Origin of the sequence: Croceivirga sp. JEA036, from assembly GCF_011882165.1 — a bacterium.
In the GTDB taxonomy this organism is placed as follows: Bacteria; Bacteroidota; Bacteroidia; order Flavobacteriales; family Flavobacteriaceae; genus Croceivirga.
On the sequence record NZ_JAATON010000003.1, the window covers coordinates 382,174 to 400,745 of the forward strand.

Below are 18,572 nucleotides of genomic sequence, written 5' to 3' on the forward strand. Positions count from 1 at the left end.
ACAGACCATGTTTCAAAGATTTATAGATAGACCCGTATTGTCTACGGTAATATCCATCATCATAGTTATTCTAGGTGTGCTAGGTCTTACTACCTTGCCTATAGAAGAATATCCAGAAATTGCACCACCCACTGTACAAGTAACTAGTACGTATACTGGGGCTAATGCGGAAACCGTATTAAAAAGTGTGGTTGTACCATTAGAAGAACAAATTAATGGTGTAGAAGATATGTTGTATATGACCTCTAACGCTAGTAATGACGGTAGTGCTACTATTAACGTATACTTCAAACTTGGGACCAATCCAGATATAGCTGCAGTAAACGTACAGAATAGAGTTGCGCGTGCTAATAGTGTATTACCACAGGCAGTGGTACAAACAGGTGTCATCACACAAAAATCCCAAACCAGTGCCTTGTTATTCTTTTCTCTTTTTTCTGAGAATGAGAACTATGATGCCACCTTTGTAGAGAATTACGCGCGTATCAATTTAGTGCCCAAACTACAGCGTATAGAAGGCGTAGGTAATGTAACCGTATTTGGTGCCAAAGATTATTCCATGCGTATTTGGTTAGACCCAGAAAAAATGGCGACTTACGGATTAATGCCATCAGATATACAGAATGCACTTAGAGAACAAAACTTAGAAGCCGCAACCGGTAAAATTGGTGAAAATGCCGATGGCGTTTACGAATACGTACTCAAATATAAAGGTAGACTTTCTGAAGAAGCGGAATACGAAGACATCATAATTAAAGCACAAGACAATGGACAGTTTCTGCGTCTTAAAGATGTTGCTGAAGTAGAATTGGGGGCTTTTAACTATGGTACCAAAAATGAAGGTATGGGTAACCCTGGTACTGCTGTGGGGGTTTTCCAAACTTCTGGATCTAATGCTAATGAGATTATAGACCAGATACAATCTATTTTAGAAGAAAGCAAATTGGATTTCCCAGAGGGATTGGACTATGTAATCCCTTATAACACCAAAGATTTTTTAAGTGCTTCTATAGAGCACGTAATACAAACCTTGATTGAAGCCTTTTTATTAGTATTCCTTGTAGTTTTCTTATTCTTGCAAGATTTTAGGTCTACGCTAATTCCGGCCATTGCCGTACCTGTAGCCATTGTTGGTACTTTCTTCTTTTTATCCTTGTTTGGATATTCTATCAACATGTTAACCTTATTTGCAATGATTCTTGCCATCGGTATTGTGGTAGATGATGCCATTGTGGTGGTAGAAGCGGTACATGCTAAGATGGAAGAAGGCGCACAGAACGCTAAAGTAGCCACTAAATCTGCGATGTCAGAGATTTCTGGAGCAATTATATCAATCACTTTGGTAATGTCTGCAGTATTTATACCAGTATCGTTTATCAGTGGTTCTTCAGGAGTTTTCTATCAACAGTTTGGTATTACTCTGGCAATTGCCATCTTAATCTCTGCTGTAAACGCATTGACTTTAAGTCCAGCGTTAGCGGCCTTGTTCTTAAAACCGCATAATCCTTCTGAAGAACATAAAAAAGGATTAAAACAGCGTTTTTTCACCGCTTTTAATACTGGTTTTGACACTATTACCGATAAATACGTTAACTCAGTTAAAGTCTTTGCTAAACAAAAGTGGCTCACCATTGGTAGTTTGGTGCTATTCTCTGCACTTGCCTTCTATTTATTTAGAACTACACCTACAGGCTTTATTCCTAACGAGGATAAAGGTATCATTTTTGCCGATGTTACCATGCCTCCTGGTACCACGTTAGAGGAAACTCAAAAAACAGTAAAAAAATTAGATTCTATTTATGAGTCTATGGACATTGTAAAAGCCCGTATGAATATTACTGGTTTTAGTATTCTTAACAGTGTTAATGGGGGTTCTTATGGGTTCTCTGTAATTCGTCTTAAAGATTGGGACGAGAGAACTGAGGATTCGCAAACCGTGGAAGCTACTATAGGGCAATTGTTTGCCAAAACTGCTGGCTTAAAAGATGCTCGTATCTTTTTCTTTACCCCACCCGCCGTTAGAGGCTTTGGTAACTCCGCAGGTTTTGAACTGAATTTACAGAATAAAGATGCAGAAGACTGGCAATCTGTTGGGCAAACCACCAACGAATTTTTAGGTGCCCTAAACGCTAGGCCAGAGGTACAATACGCTATTACTTCTTTTAACCCCAACTTTCCGCAGTACGAATTACAGGTAGATATTGAAAAAACCAAGTCTGCCGGTTTAGCCGTTACCGATGTATTTAATGCGATGCAAGGCTATTACGGTGGATTGTACACCACGGATTTTAACAAGTTTGGGAAACAGTACCGTGTGATGATACAGGCGAAGCCAGAAGACAGAGCCGACGAGAAAAGCTTGAATCATATTTTTGTGACCAACGCTAACGGAGAATCTGTTGCGGTTTCTCAATTCGTTTCTTTAAAGAAAATCTATGGGCCAGAAATTGTAAGTCGTTTTAACCTATTAAACTCTGTTAAAATTAATGGAGCTATGAATCCTGGTTATAGTACGGGTGATGCAATTACGGCAATTGAAGAGGTATCTGCACAGGTATTGCCCAACAACTATACTTATGAATATTCTGGACTAACTAAAGAAGAAAATAGTGCGGGTAGCCAGACTATCATCATTTTTATGTTAAGCTTGGTGTTTGTATACTTTCTATTAAGCGCGCAATATGAATCTTACATTCTACCGTTCTCCATTTTGTTATCACTTCCAGTAGGTATTGCAGGTGCTATTGGGTTTGTAAATTTGGTTGGATTAGAAAATAACATCTATTTCCAAATTGCTTTAATCATGTTGATTGGTCTGCTCTCTAAAAATGCCATTCTAATTGTAGAATTTGCATTGCAGCGTAGAAAACAAGGCATGTCCGTATTAGATTCTGCTATAGATGGAGCAAAAGCAAGACTACGACCAATTTTGATGACCTCTTTCGCTTTTATCTTAGGATTAATGCCCTTGGCATTATCTAGCGGAATTGGGGCTGTGGGTAACCGTTCTATAGGTATGAGTGCTGTTGGAGGTATGCTCATTGGCACCATATTCGGCGTGTTTGTAATTCCGGCACTTTATGTCATCTTCCAATTGCTGCAAGAGCGGTTTACAGGAAAACCAACAGATGATAATAATCCAAATAATGAACAAGAAGCTATCAATGCGTAAGTACAACAAAATGAAAGCAAAAAATATATATAAAATTATTGTCGTTATTGCCTTGCCACTGGTACTCCAAGGGTGCTTTGTGGCAAAGAACTACAACCGACCAGAAGTAGAGACAGAAGCGCTTTACAGAACAGACCAATTGCCACAGGATAGTCTTTCTTTGGCATCTGTTTCTTGGAAAGAGCTTTTTACAGACCCTATTCTTAAAAGCCATATAGAAAAAGGGTTGAGCAACAACTTAGACATCCGTGTTGCGTTAGAAAATGTAGCCATTGCCCAAGCTTATTTAAAACAGGGTAAAGCAGGGTATTTTCCTAGTCTCTCTGCAACCAGTTCATTTACTAGAACCAAAAACTCTGAGAATAGTCAATTTGGTAGTTTTTTCTCTGAACCATTAGAACAGTATGAGCTCTCTGCTGCCCTTTCTTGGGAAGCAGATGTGTGGGGAAAAATACGTAGCAATAAACGTGCGGCGAATGCATCTTACTTACAAAGTGTAGCCGCACACCAAGCAGTAAAAACGCAGCTAGTAGCAGCTATAGCAGATACGTACTATCAATTAATGGCACTGGATAGCCAAAAAAAGATTGCAGAAGAAACTTTAGTCGCCAGAAAAAGTAGCTTAGAAACTACGCTCGCCCTTAAGCAAGCTGGCCAAGTTACGGAGGTTGCGGTTAAACAAACCGAAGCACAGGTGCATACCACAGAAATTATAGTAATAGATTTGGAGAACAACATTAAGTTATTAGAAAATACTTTTAGCATTTTGTTGGCTGAAGCTCCTAAAGCTATTGAAAGAGGTTCTTTAGAACAGCAAGATTTAAATCCTGAATTACAAACTGGGGTACCTTACTTGTTATTGGCAAACAGACCAGATGTTATGCAATCTGAGTTTAATCTAATTAATACGTTTGAGTTAACTAATGTAGCCAGAAGCAGCTTGTACCCAAGCTTAACGTTAACTGCTTCTGGTGGTTTTCAAAGCTTAGAATTTGATAATTGGATAGATGCCAGCTCACTATTTTCTACCTTGATAGGTTCTTTAACACAACCTATTTTTAATCAGCGTAAATTACGCACCCAATTAGAAGTAGCAAAAGCAAAGCAAGAACAAGCATTTCTTAATTATAAAAAATCGCTTTTAACAGCTGGTCAAGAGGTGAGCAATGCTTTATATAATTATGAGGCCGAGACAAAAAAATTAAAAGCTCGCAAGCAAGAATTAGAAGCGTACGCCTTGGCAGAGAATTATTCTGAAGAGTTACTAAACAATGGCTTGGCTAACTATTTAGAAGTTTTAACCGCGAGACAAAATGCGCTAAATTCAGAGTTAAATCTTATAGACTCTAAGTACGGTCAACTAAGTGCAACGGTAGAACTTTACCGCGCTCTTGGTGGTGGTTGGAGATAATATTTATGTGTGCAACTGTGGAGAGTTGAGCAAGCTTTGAGTGACATAGTATAGGGTGATGCAAGTGTCTGTTGTTCTTAGTTTGCATGTTGTTGTTTAATGTTGAAAATCCCCGCTTTCCACAGTTGTTTTTTATCATTATATTCCTTTTAGCCCCTTTCATTTCCAAACGCAATGGTCTATGGCATCATTTATCATTCACTGCTATATGGCGCTAAACGCTAATGCAAAATTTTGTAGTTTTAGAAAGCTAATTTCAAAGACTTAAAATGACTCATTTTTTAAAATCCCTAGGGATGACCGCCTTGGTACTTTGCACACTTCAATCTTGCAAAAAAACCAACAAAACTACTGACCCTACCACCACGGAAGTTTCAGAAAACTACGTTCAAGAAAACTATACTAAAAAAGAAGTAGCTATTAGCATGAGAGATGGTGTAAAACTACACACCACCATCTATTCTCCAAAAGACACTTCTAAAGAATACCCGATAATTATGCAACGTACCCCCTATAGTAGTCAACCCTATGGCGATGGTAAATTCAAAACTAAAATTGCGCCGAATATCAACATGATGCAAGAAGGTTACATTGTAGTGTACCAAGATGTACGTGGCCGTTGGAAAAGTGAAGGACATTATGAAAACATGCGAGCTTACATCCCCAATAAAACCAGCAAGGAACAAGTAGATGAGAGCACAGACACTTATGATACTATAGACTGGCTGGTAAACAATGTAGAAAATAACAATGGCCGTGTAGGTATTTGGGGTATTTCTTACCCTGGTTACTATTCTACTTATGCTACAATAGATGCTCATCCTGCCCTTAAAGCCGCCTCTCCACAAGCCTGTATTGGCGATTTTTTCTTTGATGACTTTCACCACAATGGCGCTTACATGTTAAGCTATTTTAGAGCAACATCTTTATTTGGCACGCCTAGACCTAACGGCGATAGCCCCGTAGATACAGCCTGGTACACCTTGCCAGATTTAGGAACTAAAGACCAGTATCAATTTTTCTTAGACCAAGGCCCATTAAAAAATTTGGACCGCTTTTTTGAATATGAAACTGCGGATAATAAAAAAATACGTCCAGAAGGTGTAACGGATGACTTTTTCTGGAATGAGCTGAAAGAACATCCTAATTATGATGAAATGTGGCAAAGCAGAGGTCTTATTCAACATTTGAACAAGACCAAATCTCATGTAGCTACCATGATTGTTGGGGGCTGGTTTGATGCTGAAGATTTATATGGACCCTTAGAAACCTACAAAAACATAGAAAAACACAATACTGGTGCTTATAATACCATGGTTTTTGGCCCTTGGGACCACGGTAGATGGGCTCGTAGAAATGGTAGAAACCTAGTAGGTAATTATTACTTTGGCGATTCTATTTCTGAGTTTTTCCAAGATAAAATAGAAACCAAATTCTTTAATCACTTTTTAAAGGAAAAAGGAGATGGAAATACAGGTCTACCAGAGGCTTATGTATACGATTCTGGCAAAAAAGAATGGAACCAGTTTGAGGCTTGGCCTCCACAAAATACCACCAAAAAAGCGTTTTATCTAAGTCCTAATCAAGAGCTAACACCAACAAAAACAGCTGATAATAAGGTAGAATTTGTGAGTGACATTAAAAAGCCTGTTCCCTATTCTGAGGACATAAAATCTGTGTTTACTCCTAGAAAATATATGACAGACGACCAAAGATTTGCAGCAAGACGTGCAGATGTTTTAGTATTTGAGACTGATGAATTAACAGATGACCTAACCCTTGCAGGTCCAATTTTAGCCAACCTGCAAGTAGCCACTACGGGCACAGCGGCGGATTGGATTGTTAAGGTGATAGATGTACACCCGGATGATGCAGAAACCAATGAAGAGATGCAAGACCATCTAGAAATGAGTAACTATCATTTAATGGTACGTAGTGAGGTTTTACGCGGCCGTTTTCGAAATAGTTTTACTACTCCAGAACCTTTTATACCTAATGAAAAAACTGCTGTCAATATAAAACTGCAAGACGTATTCCATACCTTTAAAAAAGGCCACAAATTGCAGATACAAGTTCAAAGCACGTGGTTCCCGCTTATCGATTTAAATCCGCAAACCTATGTGGATAACATTTTTAAAGCAGAAGAAGCTGACTTTAAAACCCAGACACATACGGTATTTACAGATTCTAATATTGAGTTTACAATATTGCAGTAAGCTTACCAACCCATTATAAAAAACCTGTAATGCAATTGGTCATTACAGGTTTTTTTATGCTATTCTAGTTAAAGTTTGAACTTATGTAAAATGTTTACCACTGACAAAATGGTTTTTTGGTTAAAGCAGAATTATAGTATGCTTTGTTCCCCGTCACTTCTTCTCCCAACCATTCTGGTTTGGTAAATTTTTCATCTTCATGTTGGAGCTCTATTTCTGCCACTACCAAGCCTTTATTCTCGCCCAAGAATTCATCCACCTCAAACACATGGTTGCCAACGGGCACTCTGTAGCGGTATTTTTCTAAAATTCCTGTTTCACACAAATCAATTAAATTGGTAGCCTCTTCTACGGGGATATTCATTTCCCACTCAAATCTAGATGTGCCTGCATCATTAGCAGGGCCTTTCACCGTTATAAAGGCTTTATCATTCATTATACGCACTCTAACCGTCCGTTCTGGATGCGTATTTAAGTAACCCTGCACCAGTCTATCTTTTTGTCTGGCTGCTGTTTTGTAAGCATGGGAAAGGACCAAAAACTTACGTTCTATTTCTAAGTGCTCCATCTAGCTAAATATAGGTTAATTTTGAGTATGGAATTTAGTTTTCCGCTTAGAAAAATAATACATGTAGACATGGACGCCTTTTATGCTTCCGTTGAGCAAAAAGACAATCCTAGTTTAAAGGGAAAACCTATTGCCGTGGGTGGCGGCGCAAAACGTGGTGTAGTCTCTGCTGCAAGTTATGAAGCACGTAAATATGGAGTGCGTAGTGCGATGTCTGGCTACCTGGCTAAAAAAAACTGTCCTGAACTTATTTTTGTAAAACCCAGATTTGACCGTTACAAAGAAATTTCTCAACAAATAAGACAGGTGTTTTTTGAATATACGGACTTAGTAGAACCTCTTTCCTTGGATGAAGCTTACCTAGACGTAACTCAAAATAAAAAAGGAAATCCGTCTGCAACGCTCATTGCCCAAGAGATTAGACAAAAGATTTTAGATACAACTGGGCTTACGGCGTCTGCTGGGATTAGCATTAATAAATTTATTGCTAAGGTTGCTAGTGATTACAACAAACCTAATGGTCAAAAAACGGTAAATCCAGAAGAAGTAATTGCCTTTTTGGCTGCATTAGACATACGTAAATTTTACGGTGTGGGTAAGGTTACGGCAGAAAAAATGTACAAACTTGGCATTTTTACTGGGGCCGATTTAAAAAAGAAGTCGCTCCAATTTTTAAATGAAGAATTCGGTAAGAGTGGTCAACACTATTATAACGTAGTACGGGGTATTCATTTAAGTGAAGTTAAACCGTATAGAACACCTAAATCTGTAGGAGCGGAGCGTACGTTCAGCGAAAATTTGAGCAGTGAAATATTTATGTTAGAACGCCTAGAAAATATAGCACAAGAACTAGAAAAACGACTTAAAAAAAACAAACTATCTGGGAAAACCGTCACTCTAAAAATTAAATACAGTGATTTTACGCTACAAACACGTAGTAAAACGCTCCCTTTTTATATTTCTGATAAAAGTCTAATTTTAGAACACGCTAAAGAATTACTTTACCAATCCCCTCTAGAGAATTCTGTAAGGTTGCTGGGCATATCCTTAGCTAGTTTAAACACAGAACATATAGGCAAAAAGGAAAATACCAGCATTACATATCAGCTAAAATTCGAGTTTTAAGTACTTTAGCGGTAACTAAACACACATTAACAATTGAGAAAGACTAATATAAAGGAGCATATTACTGCTACCGCAGGCCAGCTATTTTATACGCAGGGTTATAACCAAACAGGGATAAATGAAATTATTGCCAAAAGCAACATAGCCAAGGCAACCTTATACCATCATTTTAAATCTAAGGAAGATATTTGTTTGACCTATTTAAAGGATAAGCAAGATGTATTTATGAGCGACTTAAAAGATTATGTGTCTCAACGTCAAGATAGTAAACAGCAACTTGTAGCAATTTTTGATTACCTAAGGGATGTGTATCGTGAACAGCCGTTTCATGGAGACTGGGGACTTAAAATTCTAAGTGAAATCACCAAAAAGGACGAGCGTATTTGGCAGTTAATACAAGCTCAAAAGAAAGAACTTCTATTCTTTTTAGGTGAAATTGTAGGGAGAACTGTAGCCAATGTTTCAAAAGCAGAAACCGAAAAAATATCTGGAGCTATTTATATGCTTTTTCAAAGTGCGATGATGGAAACCTATCTGCATGAGAACGATTGGCCAATACATTTAGCCAAAAGCGTAGTACCTTCTGTATTACAAGATGTACAACTGTTATAAAAAAAGGCTTGCCAATGGCAAGCCTTTTTTCTATGAATAGATTGGTCTTATTTAACGACCAAGATGTTATCTGTTGCCGTAGGATTTAATGGACAAAAATACACGTACTCCCCTTTTGATAAGGTTGTGGGTTTAGATACTTCTTTAGAATCTGTACCCACAGGAGCAGTTACGTAAGCAGTCTGTATATGGTTCTCTGGCTTACTTATATCTTTTCCCTTTTCTACCAAAACAAAACCTACATTGTGGTCTACACCGTTATTCACGATTTCAAAAATATAAGTCCCTTCCTTCACCGTTAGTTCCTTTTTAGTAAATTCTCCTGGAGTTTGTTCTAAGGTGATGGTTTTTACTTTTTTGTCCATCATCTTATCTTGCGCCTGTACTGCAGTGTTTAATCCTAATACCACTGCTAAAATTAAAATTAGATTTTTCATTGTATAAAGTTTTTAATTTGAATTAATTAATAGGTTAAACCGCTGCTTCTAAAGGTTTTGCCTCAGGAAAATCTACTGCAACTCTTGTAGTACTATGTATGTAATTAGAAATAGTTTTGTCTCCTACAAGAACTAAAGTGTCTATTAAATTTTCTTTGGTAAAGCCACTTGCCAAAAAATTATCTACTACCGCTTGGTCTGTAGCTCCTCTGTTTTCTGTTACATTCTTAGCTAATTTTGCTAAAGCATCTAATTTGTTATCAAAAGAAGCTTTTCCACTCCTTAATTCTAAGATTTGCTCGTCTGTAAAACCATTCATTTTACCAATTGCCGTGTGTGCTGCTAAACAATAAGCACAATTGTTTACTTGGCTTACCGCAAGGTTTACTACCTCTTTCTGTTTTGCGCTTAAAGATGTTTTTGCATTTGCAAAGGTTAAATAGTTTGCCAATGCGTTGTTAGAATGCGCGTATGTTGCGTAAAGATTTGGCACAAAGCCTAATGCCTTTTCTAGGTTATCAAAAATTGCTTGGTTACCCTCGCTTACTTGGTCTCTTGTTAATGGTGAAAATGTACTCATGTTATTATGTTTTTATGTACTAAAAATTTGCTATAAAAGGTTTCTCCGCATCACAATAAAAATCATGATGGTATTGGTTCTCACAATGCGCTACGGCATTTAATTCTTTTACCTCAGGGCGCCTTGCGCTGGTAAAAATGCTAATCAGGTTAAATAATTTATTATGTGCCATTTGTAATGCTTTACTAATTTTTACACTACAAAGATGCGGTAGTAAAACAGGCAAGGGTTATGACGAATTTCCCGACCTCTTACCAATTTTTCCTTTAGGCTTGCATTAATTGAGAATTGCGGTATTCTGAGGGAGTAAACTGTGTCATTTTTTTAAAAAAACGACTAAAATGTGCAGGGTCATTAAAACCAAGTTCGTAAGCAATTTCTTGGTTCTGTTTATCTGTAAAATTCATTAAGCGCTTAGCCTCTAATGCCAAGCGTTCTAGAATTATATGTTGTGGTGTTTTCTGATTATAGATAGCAAACAGGTTAGATAAGGTCTTAGGAGATTTATGTAGTAATTCTGCATAATCACTCACTTTCCGTTTGGTTTTATAATGTATGTCTACCAAAACATTGAATTTCCTAATCGTTTCTATCTGATCATTATTTAGTGCTTTAACTATGAGTTGCTCTTTGGCCAAGCGGGTAACCATAATAATTAATCGCTTTAAAAGCATTTGCAGCATTTGCCCTTGAATCTTATCAGGAGTTGTAAACTCCTCTACAAAAACACTAAAAAGGGTTTCAAAGCGCTGTTGTAACGTATCTGGAATACTAACTATAGGCAAATCTTGTGTGCCAAAAAACAAAATTCCATTGCAGCTTACTTCTTCGTCATGGTCTATTATGCAATAAAACTCTCTGTTAAAAGAAAAGGATGTTAACGGTAATTGCGTTTTGCTAAAGCTCACTTCTTGCAAATAAGTTATAGATACAAGCTGATTGGGTTTTAAGATGATGGTGTAATCATCCACACAAACTTGTACAGGCGCAGTATTACGATTCCACAAAATTTTAATGGTATGATCCCGAACAGGAAAATATGCATCGTCTTGCTTAATATCTGTAGATAAACCTAAGAATGCATTTTCTCTAGGGCGATGATACTCATACTTAATATGTTCCATTAAAATCAATATTTATTACCTTTTAGTCCCTAAATCTTGTTTAAACTTACAGTTCTTAACATGCCAATAAATCATAATTTTTTTGGACAAAAACGTTAAACAGCTCTCTGATTATCAGTGCTTATAGATTATTTATCTACTATTGGAGTATGAAGGAGTTTAAATATTACGATGAAGCGGCAAAAAAATTTTACAATTCTGTAAAGGGAGCAGGTTTGCCATTATGTTCTTGGGACCAATTTTCTTTGGGATATTCTTCCATTACAAATAAACTTTTGGACGTACAACAACTTCAAGTTCTAGCCAAGCAACGATTATGGACTAGTAAAATAGATTTTAAACAAGAATTGTTAGATAAAGACCGGGTCATTGTAGTTACTAAACCAGATTTAACCATTGTACATGCTAGCAGTAATATGCCACAAATGAATGGTTACTTAGTAAGTGAAGTAAAAGGTAGAACGCCAAAAATGTTCCAAGGAGCTAAAACAAATCCAGAAATAAACAGACAGATTAGAAATGCTATACAAGCAGAACAACCTTTTGAAGCTGTAGTGGTAAACTACCGTAAAAATGGTGCTCCTTATAATTGTTGGATAAAAGGCCTCCCAGTTTGGAACACAGAAGGCCATTTAGTCAATTTTATTGCATTAGAAAAAGAGGTTGCTTAAAGATTGCAACTCTCTATTTCTGTTACCCTAAGTGTATTTACCATACCCTTTTCTTTAATAGGCATTGCTGCTAGGCTAATCAGCATATCCCCAACTTCTAAAAACCCTTTTTTGCAGGCTATTTTATTTACGTCTTCTATAGTCTCATCTGTAGAAACGTACCTATCGTAGTAAAATGCTTTTACTCCCCAAAGTAGATTTAATTGGTTTAAAATACGTCTATTAGACGTAAATACTAAAATATGTGCACTTGGTCTCCATGCTGAAATTTGAAAAGCAGTATAGCCACTGTTGGTTAAGGTAGAAATAGCTTTCGCTTTAATTTCATTGGCCATCAAGGCTGCATGGTAACATACTGATTTGGTAATATACCTTCTTGTCTTAATATGGGGTGGCGTCTGCGGTACATGTATTAATTCAGAATTTTCTACACTTTCCAAAATACTAGCCATCTTCTCTATTACCTGTACTGGATAATTACCTACAGAGGTCTCTCCAGAAAGCATAACTGCATCTGCACCATCCATAACAGAATTAGCCACATCATTCACCTCAGCTCTGGTTGGCGTAAGGCTAGTAATCATGGTTTCCATCATTTGTGTCGCAATAATTACAGGAATCCTAGCTTTTTTGGCACGTAGCACCAATTGCTTTTGGATTAATGGGACCTCTTGAGCAGGTACTTCTACCCCTAAATCTCCACGAGCTACCATTAAACCATCGCAATAAGCTACTATTTTATCAATATTCTCTACAGCTTCTGGCTTCTCTATTTTAGCAACAATAGGAATCTTAAATTCAGAATGCTCTTTTATTAAATTTTGTAAGTCTATTAAATCTTGGCTAAAACGCACAAAAGATAATGCAATCCAATCCACATCTTGTTTCACAGCAAAAATGGCGTCTTTAATATCTTTCTCGGTTAATGCCGGTAAGGAAATATTGGTGTTAGGTAGGTTTACCCCTTTCTTAGATTTTAAAGGACCACCTTGGATTACCTTAGCAATAACCTCATCCTTTTTATTGGTAGCTTCTACTTGGAAAATTAACTTACCATCATCTAGTAAAATACGCTCTCCTGGGTTTACATCTTGCGGAAAGCTTGCATAGTTCATATAAACACGTTCGGCGTTTCCTTCAAACGGTTCTCCTGTAACAAATGTTATTTTATCTCCTGGGGCAACTACTACTTCTCCACCCATTACACCTACCCTTAGTTTAGGGCCCTGTAAATCTGCAAGGATAGCCGTATTTATTTCTAATTCTTCATTTAATTCGCGTATCATTTTGATACGCTCTTGCACGTCGTCATAATTGGCATGGGAAAAGTTAATACGGAACACATCCACGCCAGCCAGCATCATTTCTTTTAAAACCTCTTTTTTACTTGTAGCAGGCCCTAGGGTAGCTACTATTTTTGTTTTCTTTTTTGTTGGCATGTTTAAAAAATTAGGTTTTTTTTGGATTTCAAGGTTTCTGGTTCTAGGGCATAAGCCATACGCACTTTTGGTATGCTTTTTATCTGTTCTAGAACATTGTTTATTTGTATTGTCTGTTCTGCACTCAATTTTAAAAGATAATTGATGTCCTTACGTTCCTCCAATAAATGATATGTAATCAGCGTATTGCTTTGAGAAAACAGTCCTTCTGCTAGGCCTGTGTCTTCTTTTTGCGCTTTATTTGCCATTAAGAACCAATCTTCTTCACTAATAGCATCCTTGTACTCGTAAAGCGCGTAGGCAACCGTGTCTACTACCAAGTCTCTAAAAGAGCGTGCAAGCTGCAAATCTGTGACGCTATTTATAAAATAGGCTAGTTGATAGCTCTCTAAATTGGTATGTATAGCTATCAACTCAAAAGAATCATCAAAGCATTCTTCTGATATTTTATATACTGCTGCCATTAAAATTTTGCGAATTGTAAATATAGGACTAAAACCTCAACTTGCCTAAACAATCCTCAGCTAAGGAAGGTAAAAATTAACGAAAACGTTATATTTTACTATTTCTTAAAACGGTCAGCCATCTATTTTATGTTGCAAGGCATAGTAGGCTCGTTTAGAGGCTTTTTCTTCTGCTTTCTTTTTACTGGTAGCTCTTGCTTTTGCAAGCACTTTACCTTCTATAGAAAGCTTAACAGCAAAGTGTTTTAGTTCATCTTTACCAGTATCCTCATACACGTTGTAGTGGAATGGTTTTTTCTGTTTTTGGCACCATTCTATTACCAAACTTTTATAGCTAATTACCTTACCCTCTAACTGCTCTATATCTACATAGGGTTCAATAACGCTTGTTTTTATAAATTTTTCGCAATAGGTATACCCTCGGTCTAAATAAATAGCTCCTACTAAAGCCTCAAAAACATTACCATGTATATTTTCTCCAAAATGTGATTTTGGTATACGACTTTCTACAAAATTGAGTAAACCCAAGTCTTTACCTAATTCATTTAAATGTTTACGACTTACAATTTTAGAACGCATTTTGGTTAAATAACCTTCGTCTCCCTCTGGCACTTCATTGTATAAATGCTTAGAAATAATGGTTCCCAACATGGCATCTCCTAAGAACTCTAGTCGCTCATAATTCATAGGATTGCCGTTCTCATCCTTTTTATTAAGGCTTCTATGTAAAAATGCCCTTTTGTAGATTTCTAGATTTTTGGGTCTAAATCCAAGAATGCTTTTAATACCCAAAAAAAAATCCCCATCCTGCTTAGGATGGGAATTGAATATTTTAGGTGCAAATTTCATAAAATTACTTCTAGCTTAATTTCTTGAACAAAATACACGCATTATGCCCTCCAAAACCAAATGTGTTGCTCATAGCCACATTTACCTCTCTCTCTTGTGCCTTGTTTAATGTCAAGTTTAAGCTAGGGTCAATGTTTTCATCAACCTCATTATGATTAATTGTTGGGGGTACTAAGCTATTTTCCATTGCTAAAATAGAAGCTATTGCCTCAATAGCACCGGCTGCACCCAAAAGATGCCCGGTCATGGACTTAGTAGAATTAATGTTGATGTTCTTAGCATGTTCCCCAAAGACTTGAGAAATGGCTTTAAGCTCTGCAACATCCCCTAACGGAGTAGAAGTCCCGTGGGTATTGATAGCGTCTACATCTTCTGGTTTTAGACCAGCATTTTCTAAACAGTTTTGCATTACCCTTACTACACCAATCCCATCTGGATGTGGAGCTGTCATGTGGTAAGCATCACTAGACAGACCACCACCTAAGACTTCTGCATATATTTTGGCACCACGTGCCTTAGCATGTTCGTATTCTTCTAAAATTAAAGCGCCAGCACCTTCTCCTAAAACAAATCCATCCCTAGAGGCATCAAATGGTCTAGATGCTGTTTCTGGGCTATCATTTCTGGTGGATAAGGCATGCATAGCATTAAAGCCACCCATACCTGCTATAGTAACAGCAGCTTCACTACCACCAGTCACAAACACATCGCAATGGCCTAGTCTAATGTAGTTTAAAGCGTCAATTATAGCATTAGCAGAAGAAGCACAAGCAGATACCGTAGTATAGTTTGGCCCCATAAAACCATGTTTAATAGAAATATTACCCGGTGCTATGTCCGCAATCATTTTTGGGATAAAGAAAGGGTTAAAACGCGGAGTTCCGTCTCCTTGCGCATATCCGATTACCTCGTTCTGGAAAGTTTCTAGACCACCAATACCAGCACCCCAAACAACACCTACTCTAAACTTATCTACAGCATCTAAATCTAATCCAGAATCTGCTATAGCTTCATCAGAAGAGACCAAGGCATACTGCGCAAAGCGGTCTAATTTTCTGGCCTCTTTTCGGTCAAAAAAATCGGTAGGGTTGTATCCCTTAAGTTCGCAGGCAAATTTGGTTTTAAACTTTTCTGTATCATAATAAGTTATAGGTGCAGCCCCACTTTTTCCATTTTTAAGGCCTTCCCAATATTCTGCTACAGTATTACCAATAGGTGTTAAGGCACCCAAACCTGTAACTACGACTCGTTTTAATTGCATAGAACTATATTTAGCCTGAAATTAAAAAAAATATCCATGTGGCATTATTACCACATGGATAATTTAAAATCGTTAATAAGATATCATAAAATTACTTAGCTTCTTCTATATAGCTTATTGCTTGACCAACTGTTGCAATATTTTCTGCTTGATCGTCTGGGATTTGGATATCAAATTCCTTCTCAAATTCCATGATTAACTCAACAGTATCCAAAGAATCTGCACCCAAATCGTTGGTAAAACTTGCCTCAGGTACTACTTCATTCTCATCAACACCTAATTTATCAACGATGATAGCCTTTACTCTTGATGCAATGTCTGACATAGTTATATCGGTTTTTAAATTTTATTGATGGCAAAAATATAAAACTTTGGTTTAATAACACTATTTGTCGATAAATTGTACTGTAAATTACTGCATTATCTATGCAGACAGCTATTTTTGCACTGGTCTTAAACCCTTTACAACATGAAGCAACTCGTGCTTTTTGCCTCTGGATCAGGCTCTAATGTGGAAAATATTTTCCAATATTTTAAGAACGACAGCAATGTCAACATACAATGTGTACTTACTAATAATAAGGATGCAAAAGTTATAGAAAGGTGCCAAAGACTAAAAATTCCTGTGCTTTATTTCAACAGAATGGCTTTTTCTAAAACAGAAATTGTTCTAAATACTTTAAAAGCATTTAATCCAGATTTAATTGTTTTAGCTGGTTTTTTATGGAAAATACCAGAAAGTTTTGTGCATGCTTTTCCTAATAAGATAATAAACATACACCCGGCTTTATTGCCAAAATATGGCGGCAAGGGAATGTACGGCGCACATGTACACCATGCTGTTAAAGAAAATAATGAGACTGAAACAGGAATCACCATACATTATGTAAATGAATATTATGATGATGGCGCCATTATACACCAGGCAAAAACAACACTAACTGTAGAAGATACGCCAAATTCTATTGCAGAAAAAGTACATTCCTTGGAATATGAGTTTTTTCCAAAAGTAATAGCAGATATACTCCTTAAGTAATGGCTAAAAAGAAGTTTTACGTAGTTTGGAAAGGAAAACATCCTGGAATTTATGATAAATGGGACGACTGTAAAAGTCAAATTCAAGGTGTAGAAGGCGCACAATACAAATCTTTTCCAACTTTTGATGAGGCCAAAAAAGCTTACAAAGGAAACTATGCTGATTATAAAGGACAAAAAACAAAAAGTAGCGGTTTAAGCAGGGAACAATTAATAAAAATTGGCCAACCCAATTATAATAGCATCGCAGTAGATGCAGCCTCTAGTGGCAATCCAGGGGTAATGGAATACCAAGGTGTAGATACTAAGACCAAAAAACTCCTTTTTAAACAGGGTCCTTTTAAACAAGGAACAAACAACATCGGCGAGTTTTTAGCCATTGTTCATGGCTTAGCATTTTTAAAACAGAAAAATAGTGACCGAATTATCTATACCGACTCCCGTACTGCCATGAGTTGGGTCCGCAAAAAAAAATGCAACACTAAGCTGGCCCCCAATGCAAAAAACACAGCATTATTTGAGCTAATTACTCGTGCAGAAAAATGGTTGCAAAATAATTCTTACACCACAACCATTGTAAAATGGGAAACAAAAGCATGGGGAGAGATTCCTGCAGATTTTGGTAGAAAATAATGCGGTATATTTGCAGCAAAATTGAAAAATAAATGGGTAAATTATTAGTCGTAGGTACCCTTGCCTTTGATGCCATTGAATCCCCTTTTGGCAAAACCGATAAAATACTGGGTGGCGCCGCTACTTATATAGGTCTTGCTGCAGCTAATTTTGATGTTTCTTCTTGTATCGTTTCTGTTGTAGGGGACGACTTTCCCCAAGAATACATGGATTTGCTCACAGACCGCAATATTAGTTTGGATGGCGTAGAAGTTGTAAAAAGTGGTAAAACATTTTTCTGGAGCGGTAAGTATCATTTAGATATGAACACCAGAGATACCCTAGCTACAGAGTTAAATACTTTAGCAGATTTTAATCCTGTTGTTCCTGACAATTTTAAAGATGCAGATGTAGTTATGTTAGGAAATTTACACCCAAGCATACAACTAAGTGTAATTAATCAAATGGAGAAAAAGCCAAAACTTATCGTTTTGGACACCATGAATTACTGGATGGACAACAGTCTTGAAGAACTTAAAGAAGTAATAAAACACATAGACGTTATTACTCTAAATGATGAGGAAGCAAGGCAACTTACCGGAGAATATTCTTTGGTAAAGGCGGCTCAAAAAATAGAAAAAATGGGACCAAAGTACGTGGTTATCAAAAAAGGTGAGCACGGTGCATTATTGTTTCATAATCAAAGTATCTTTTTTGCTCCAGCATTACCTTTAGAAGAAGTATTTGACCCTACTGGCGCTGGGGATACATTTGCAGGTGGTTTTGCAGGTTATCTAGCGGCAAGTAAAAATATATCTTTTGAGAATTTAAAGAATGCTGTAATTCAAGGCTCCAATTTGGCTTCGTTTTGTGTGGAAAAATTTGGTACCGAACGAATGTTGACGGTGACAAAAGAAGAGATAGCAAATCGTCTCTTACAATTTAGAGAATTGACTCAGTTTAATATCGAAATAGAATAAATAACCCTGCCCTGTG

General features: G+C 37.0%; 19 protein-coding genes. 9 read left to right on the forward strand and 10 right to left on the reverse strand.

The genetic code is table 11. From position 1 onward, the window contains the following. Positions 1 to 7: 7 nt before the first annotated feature. The 3 genes from HCO57_RS10145 to HCO57_RS10155 all read left to right on the forward strand — a co-directional run bounded on the left by HCO57_RS10145 (position 8) and on the right by HCO57_RS10155 (position 6,799). Positions 8 to 3,172 (forward strand): efflux RND transporter permease subunit, encoded by a 3,165-nt coding sequence (locus HCO57_RS10145; protein WP_167988941.1) that lies wholly within the window; start codon positions 8 to 10, stop codon positions 3,170 to 3,172. 10 nt (positions 3,173 to 3,182) lie between these two features. After that, positions 3,183 to 4,583 carry an efflux transporter outer membrane subunit gene (locus HCO57_RS10150; protein WP_167989109.1) on the forward strand — a complete coding sequence of 467 codons (1,401 nt, stop codon included), beginning with the start codon at positions 3,183 to 3,185 and terminating at the stop codon, positions 4,581 to 4,583. A 269-nt stretch (positions 4,584 to 4,852) separates the two neighbouring features. Then, complete coding sequence (locus HCO57_RS10155) at positions 4,853 to 6,799, forward strand: CocE/NonD family hydrolase (protein ID WP_167988942.1); 1,947 nt, start codon at positions 4,853 to 4,855, stop codon at positions 6,797 to 6,799. Between the two features lie 94 nt (positions 6,800 to 6,893). Here HCO57_RS10155 and HCO57_RS10160 read toward each other — a convergent pair whose 3' ends face one another. Further along, positions 6,894 to 7,367 (reverse strand): CYTH domain-containing protein, encoded by a 474-nt coding sequence (locus HCO57_RS10160; RefSeq protein WP_167988943.1) that lies wholly within the window; start codon positions 7,365 to 7,367, stop codon positions 6,894 to 6,896. Between the two features lie 27 nt (positions 7,368 to 7,394). Here HCO57_RS10160 and dinB point away from each other — a divergent pair, with 27 nt between their 5' ends. Next, positions 7,395 to 8,492 carry a DNA polymerase IV gene (gene dinB, locus HCO57_RS10165; RefSeq protein ID WP_167988944.1) on the forward strand — a complete coding sequence of 366 codons (1,098 nt, stop codon included), beginning with the start codon at positions 7,395 to 7,397 and terminating at the stop codon, positions 8,490 to 8,492. A gap of 33 nt (positions 8,493 to 8,525) precedes the next feature. Further along, positions 8,526 to 9,104 carry a TetR/AcrR family transcriptional regulator gene (locus HCO57_RS10170; protein ID WP_167988945.1) on the forward strand — a complete coding sequence of 193 codons (579 nt, stop codon included), beginning with the start codon at positions 8,526 to 8,528 and terminating at the stop codon, positions 9,102 to 9,104. 47 nt (positions 9,105 to 9,151) lie between these two features. On the opposite strand, the gene HCO57_RS10175 is transcribed toward HCO57_RS10170, so the two are convergent. The 4 genes from HCO57_RS10175 to HCO57_RS10190 all read right to left on the reverse strand — a co-directional run bounded on the left by HCO57_RS10175 (position 9,152) and on the right by HCO57_RS10190 (position 11,245). Further along, positions 9,152 to 9,541 (reverse strand): plastocyanin/azurin family copper-binding protein, encoded by a 390-nt coding sequence (locus HCO57_RS10175; RefSeq protein WP_167988946.1) that lies wholly within the window; start codon positions 9,539 to 9,541, stop codon positions 9,152 to 9,154. Positions 9,542 to 9,575: 34 nt separating this feature from the next. Beyond that, positions 9,576 to 10,121: a carboxymuconolactone decarboxylase family protein gene (locus tag HCO57_RS10180; protein ID WP_167988947.1), complete on the reverse strand. Its 546-nt coding sequence runs from the start codon at positions 10,119 to 10,121 to the stop codon at positions 9,576 to 9,578. A gap of 19 nt (positions 10,122 to 10,140) precedes the next feature. After that, positions 10,141 to 10,293, reverse strand: a complete 153-nt coding sequence (locus tag HCO57_RS10185; RefSeq protein ID WP_167988948.1) for a hypothetical protein — start codon at positions 10,291 to 10,293, stop codon at positions 10,141 to 10,143. 94 nt (positions 10,294 to 10,387) lie between these two features. Continuing rightward, positions 10,388 to 11,245 carry a helix-turn-helix domain-containing protein gene (locus HCO57_RS10190; protein ID WP_167988949.1) on the reverse strand — a complete coding sequence of 286 codons (858 nt, stop codon included), beginning with the start codon at positions 11,243 to 11,245 and terminating at the stop codon, positions 10,388 to 10,390. A 149-nt stretch (positions 11,246 to 11,394) separates the two neighbouring features. Between HCO57_RS10190 and HCO57_RS10195 the strand changes: the two genes are divergently transcribed. After that, the gene (locus tag HCO57_RS10195; protein WP_167988950.1) at positions 11,395 to 11,916 is read left to right on the forward strand and encodes a PAS domain-containing protein; all 522 of its coding nucleotides are present in this window, start codon (positions 11,395 to 11,397) and stop codon (positions 11,914 to 11,916) included. Here the strand turns inward: HCO57_RS10195 and pyk are convergent. The 5 genes from pyk to HCO57_RS10220 form a co-directional block, all read right to left on the reverse strand. Beyond that, on the reverse strand, positions 11,913 to 13,355 hold the full coding sequence (gene pyk, locus HCO57_RS10200; RefSeq protein ID WP_136950405.1) for a pyruvate kinase: 1,443 nt from the start codon (positions 13,353 to 13,355) through the stop codon (positions 11,913 to 11,915). The genes HCO57_RS10195 and pyk overlap by 4 nt on opposite strands. Before the next feature lie 2 nt (positions 13,356 to 13,357). Next, positions 13,358 to 13,819, reverse strand: coding sequence for an IPExxxVDY family protein (locus HCO57_RS10205; protein ID WP_167988951.1), 462 nt, complete (start codon positions 13,817 to 13,819; stop codon positions 13,358 to 13,360). 114 nt (positions 13,820 to 13,933) lie between these two features. Beyond that, complete coding sequence (gene rnc / locus HCO57_RS10210) at positions 13,934 to 14,668, reverse strand: ribonuclease III (RefSeq protein ID WP_167988952.1); 735 nt, start codon at positions 14,666 to 14,668, stop codon at positions 13,934 to 13,936. 10 nt (positions 14,669 to 14,678) lie between these two features. Next, positions 14,679 to 15,929 carry a beta-ketoacyl-ACP synthase II gene (gene fabF, locus HCO57_RS10215; RefSeq protein WP_136950402.1) on the reverse strand — a complete coding sequence of 417 codons (1,251 nt, stop codon included), beginning with the start codon at positions 15,927 to 15,929 and terminating at the stop codon, positions 14,679 to 14,681. A gap of 91 nt (positions 15,930 to 16,020) precedes the next feature. Then, a complete protein-coding gene (locus HCO57_RS10220; RefSeq protein ID WP_010519573.1) occupies positions 16,021 to 16,254 on the reverse strand; it encodes an acyl carrier protein in 234 nt (77 codons plus the stop codon). Between the two features lie 144 nt (positions 16,255 to 16,398). Here HCO57_RS10220 and HCO57_RS10225 point away from each other — a divergent pair, with 144 nt between their 5' ends. Genes HCO57_RS10225 through HCO57_RS10235 form a run of 3 tightly spaced genes read left to right on the forward strand, consistent with a single transcriptional unit; the run spans position 16,399 to position 18,556 of the window. After that, positions 16,399 to 16,965, forward strand: a complete 567-nt coding sequence (locus HCO57_RS10225) for a phosphoribosylglycinamide formyltransferase (protein WP_167988953.1) — start codon at positions 16,399 to 16,401, stop codon at positions 16,963 to 16,965. Next, the gene (locus HCO57_RS10230) at positions 16,965 to 17,597 is read left to right on the forward strand and encodes a viroplasmin family protein (RefSeq protein WP_167988954.1); all 633 of its coding nucleotides are present in this window, start codon (positions 16,965 to 16,967) and stop codon (positions 17,595 to 17,597) included. The genes HCO57_RS10225 and HCO57_RS10230 overlap by 1 nt, the downstream gene beginning before the upstream one ends. Positions 17,598 to 17,629: 32 nt before the next feature. Further along, positions 17,630 to 18,556, forward strand: a complete 927-nt coding sequence (locus HCO57_RS10235) for a PfkB family carbohydrate kinase (protein ID WP_167988955.1) — start codon at positions 17,630 to 17,632, stop codon at positions 18,554 to 18,556. The last annotated feature ends 16 nt before the right edge of the window (positions 18,557 to 18,572 follow it).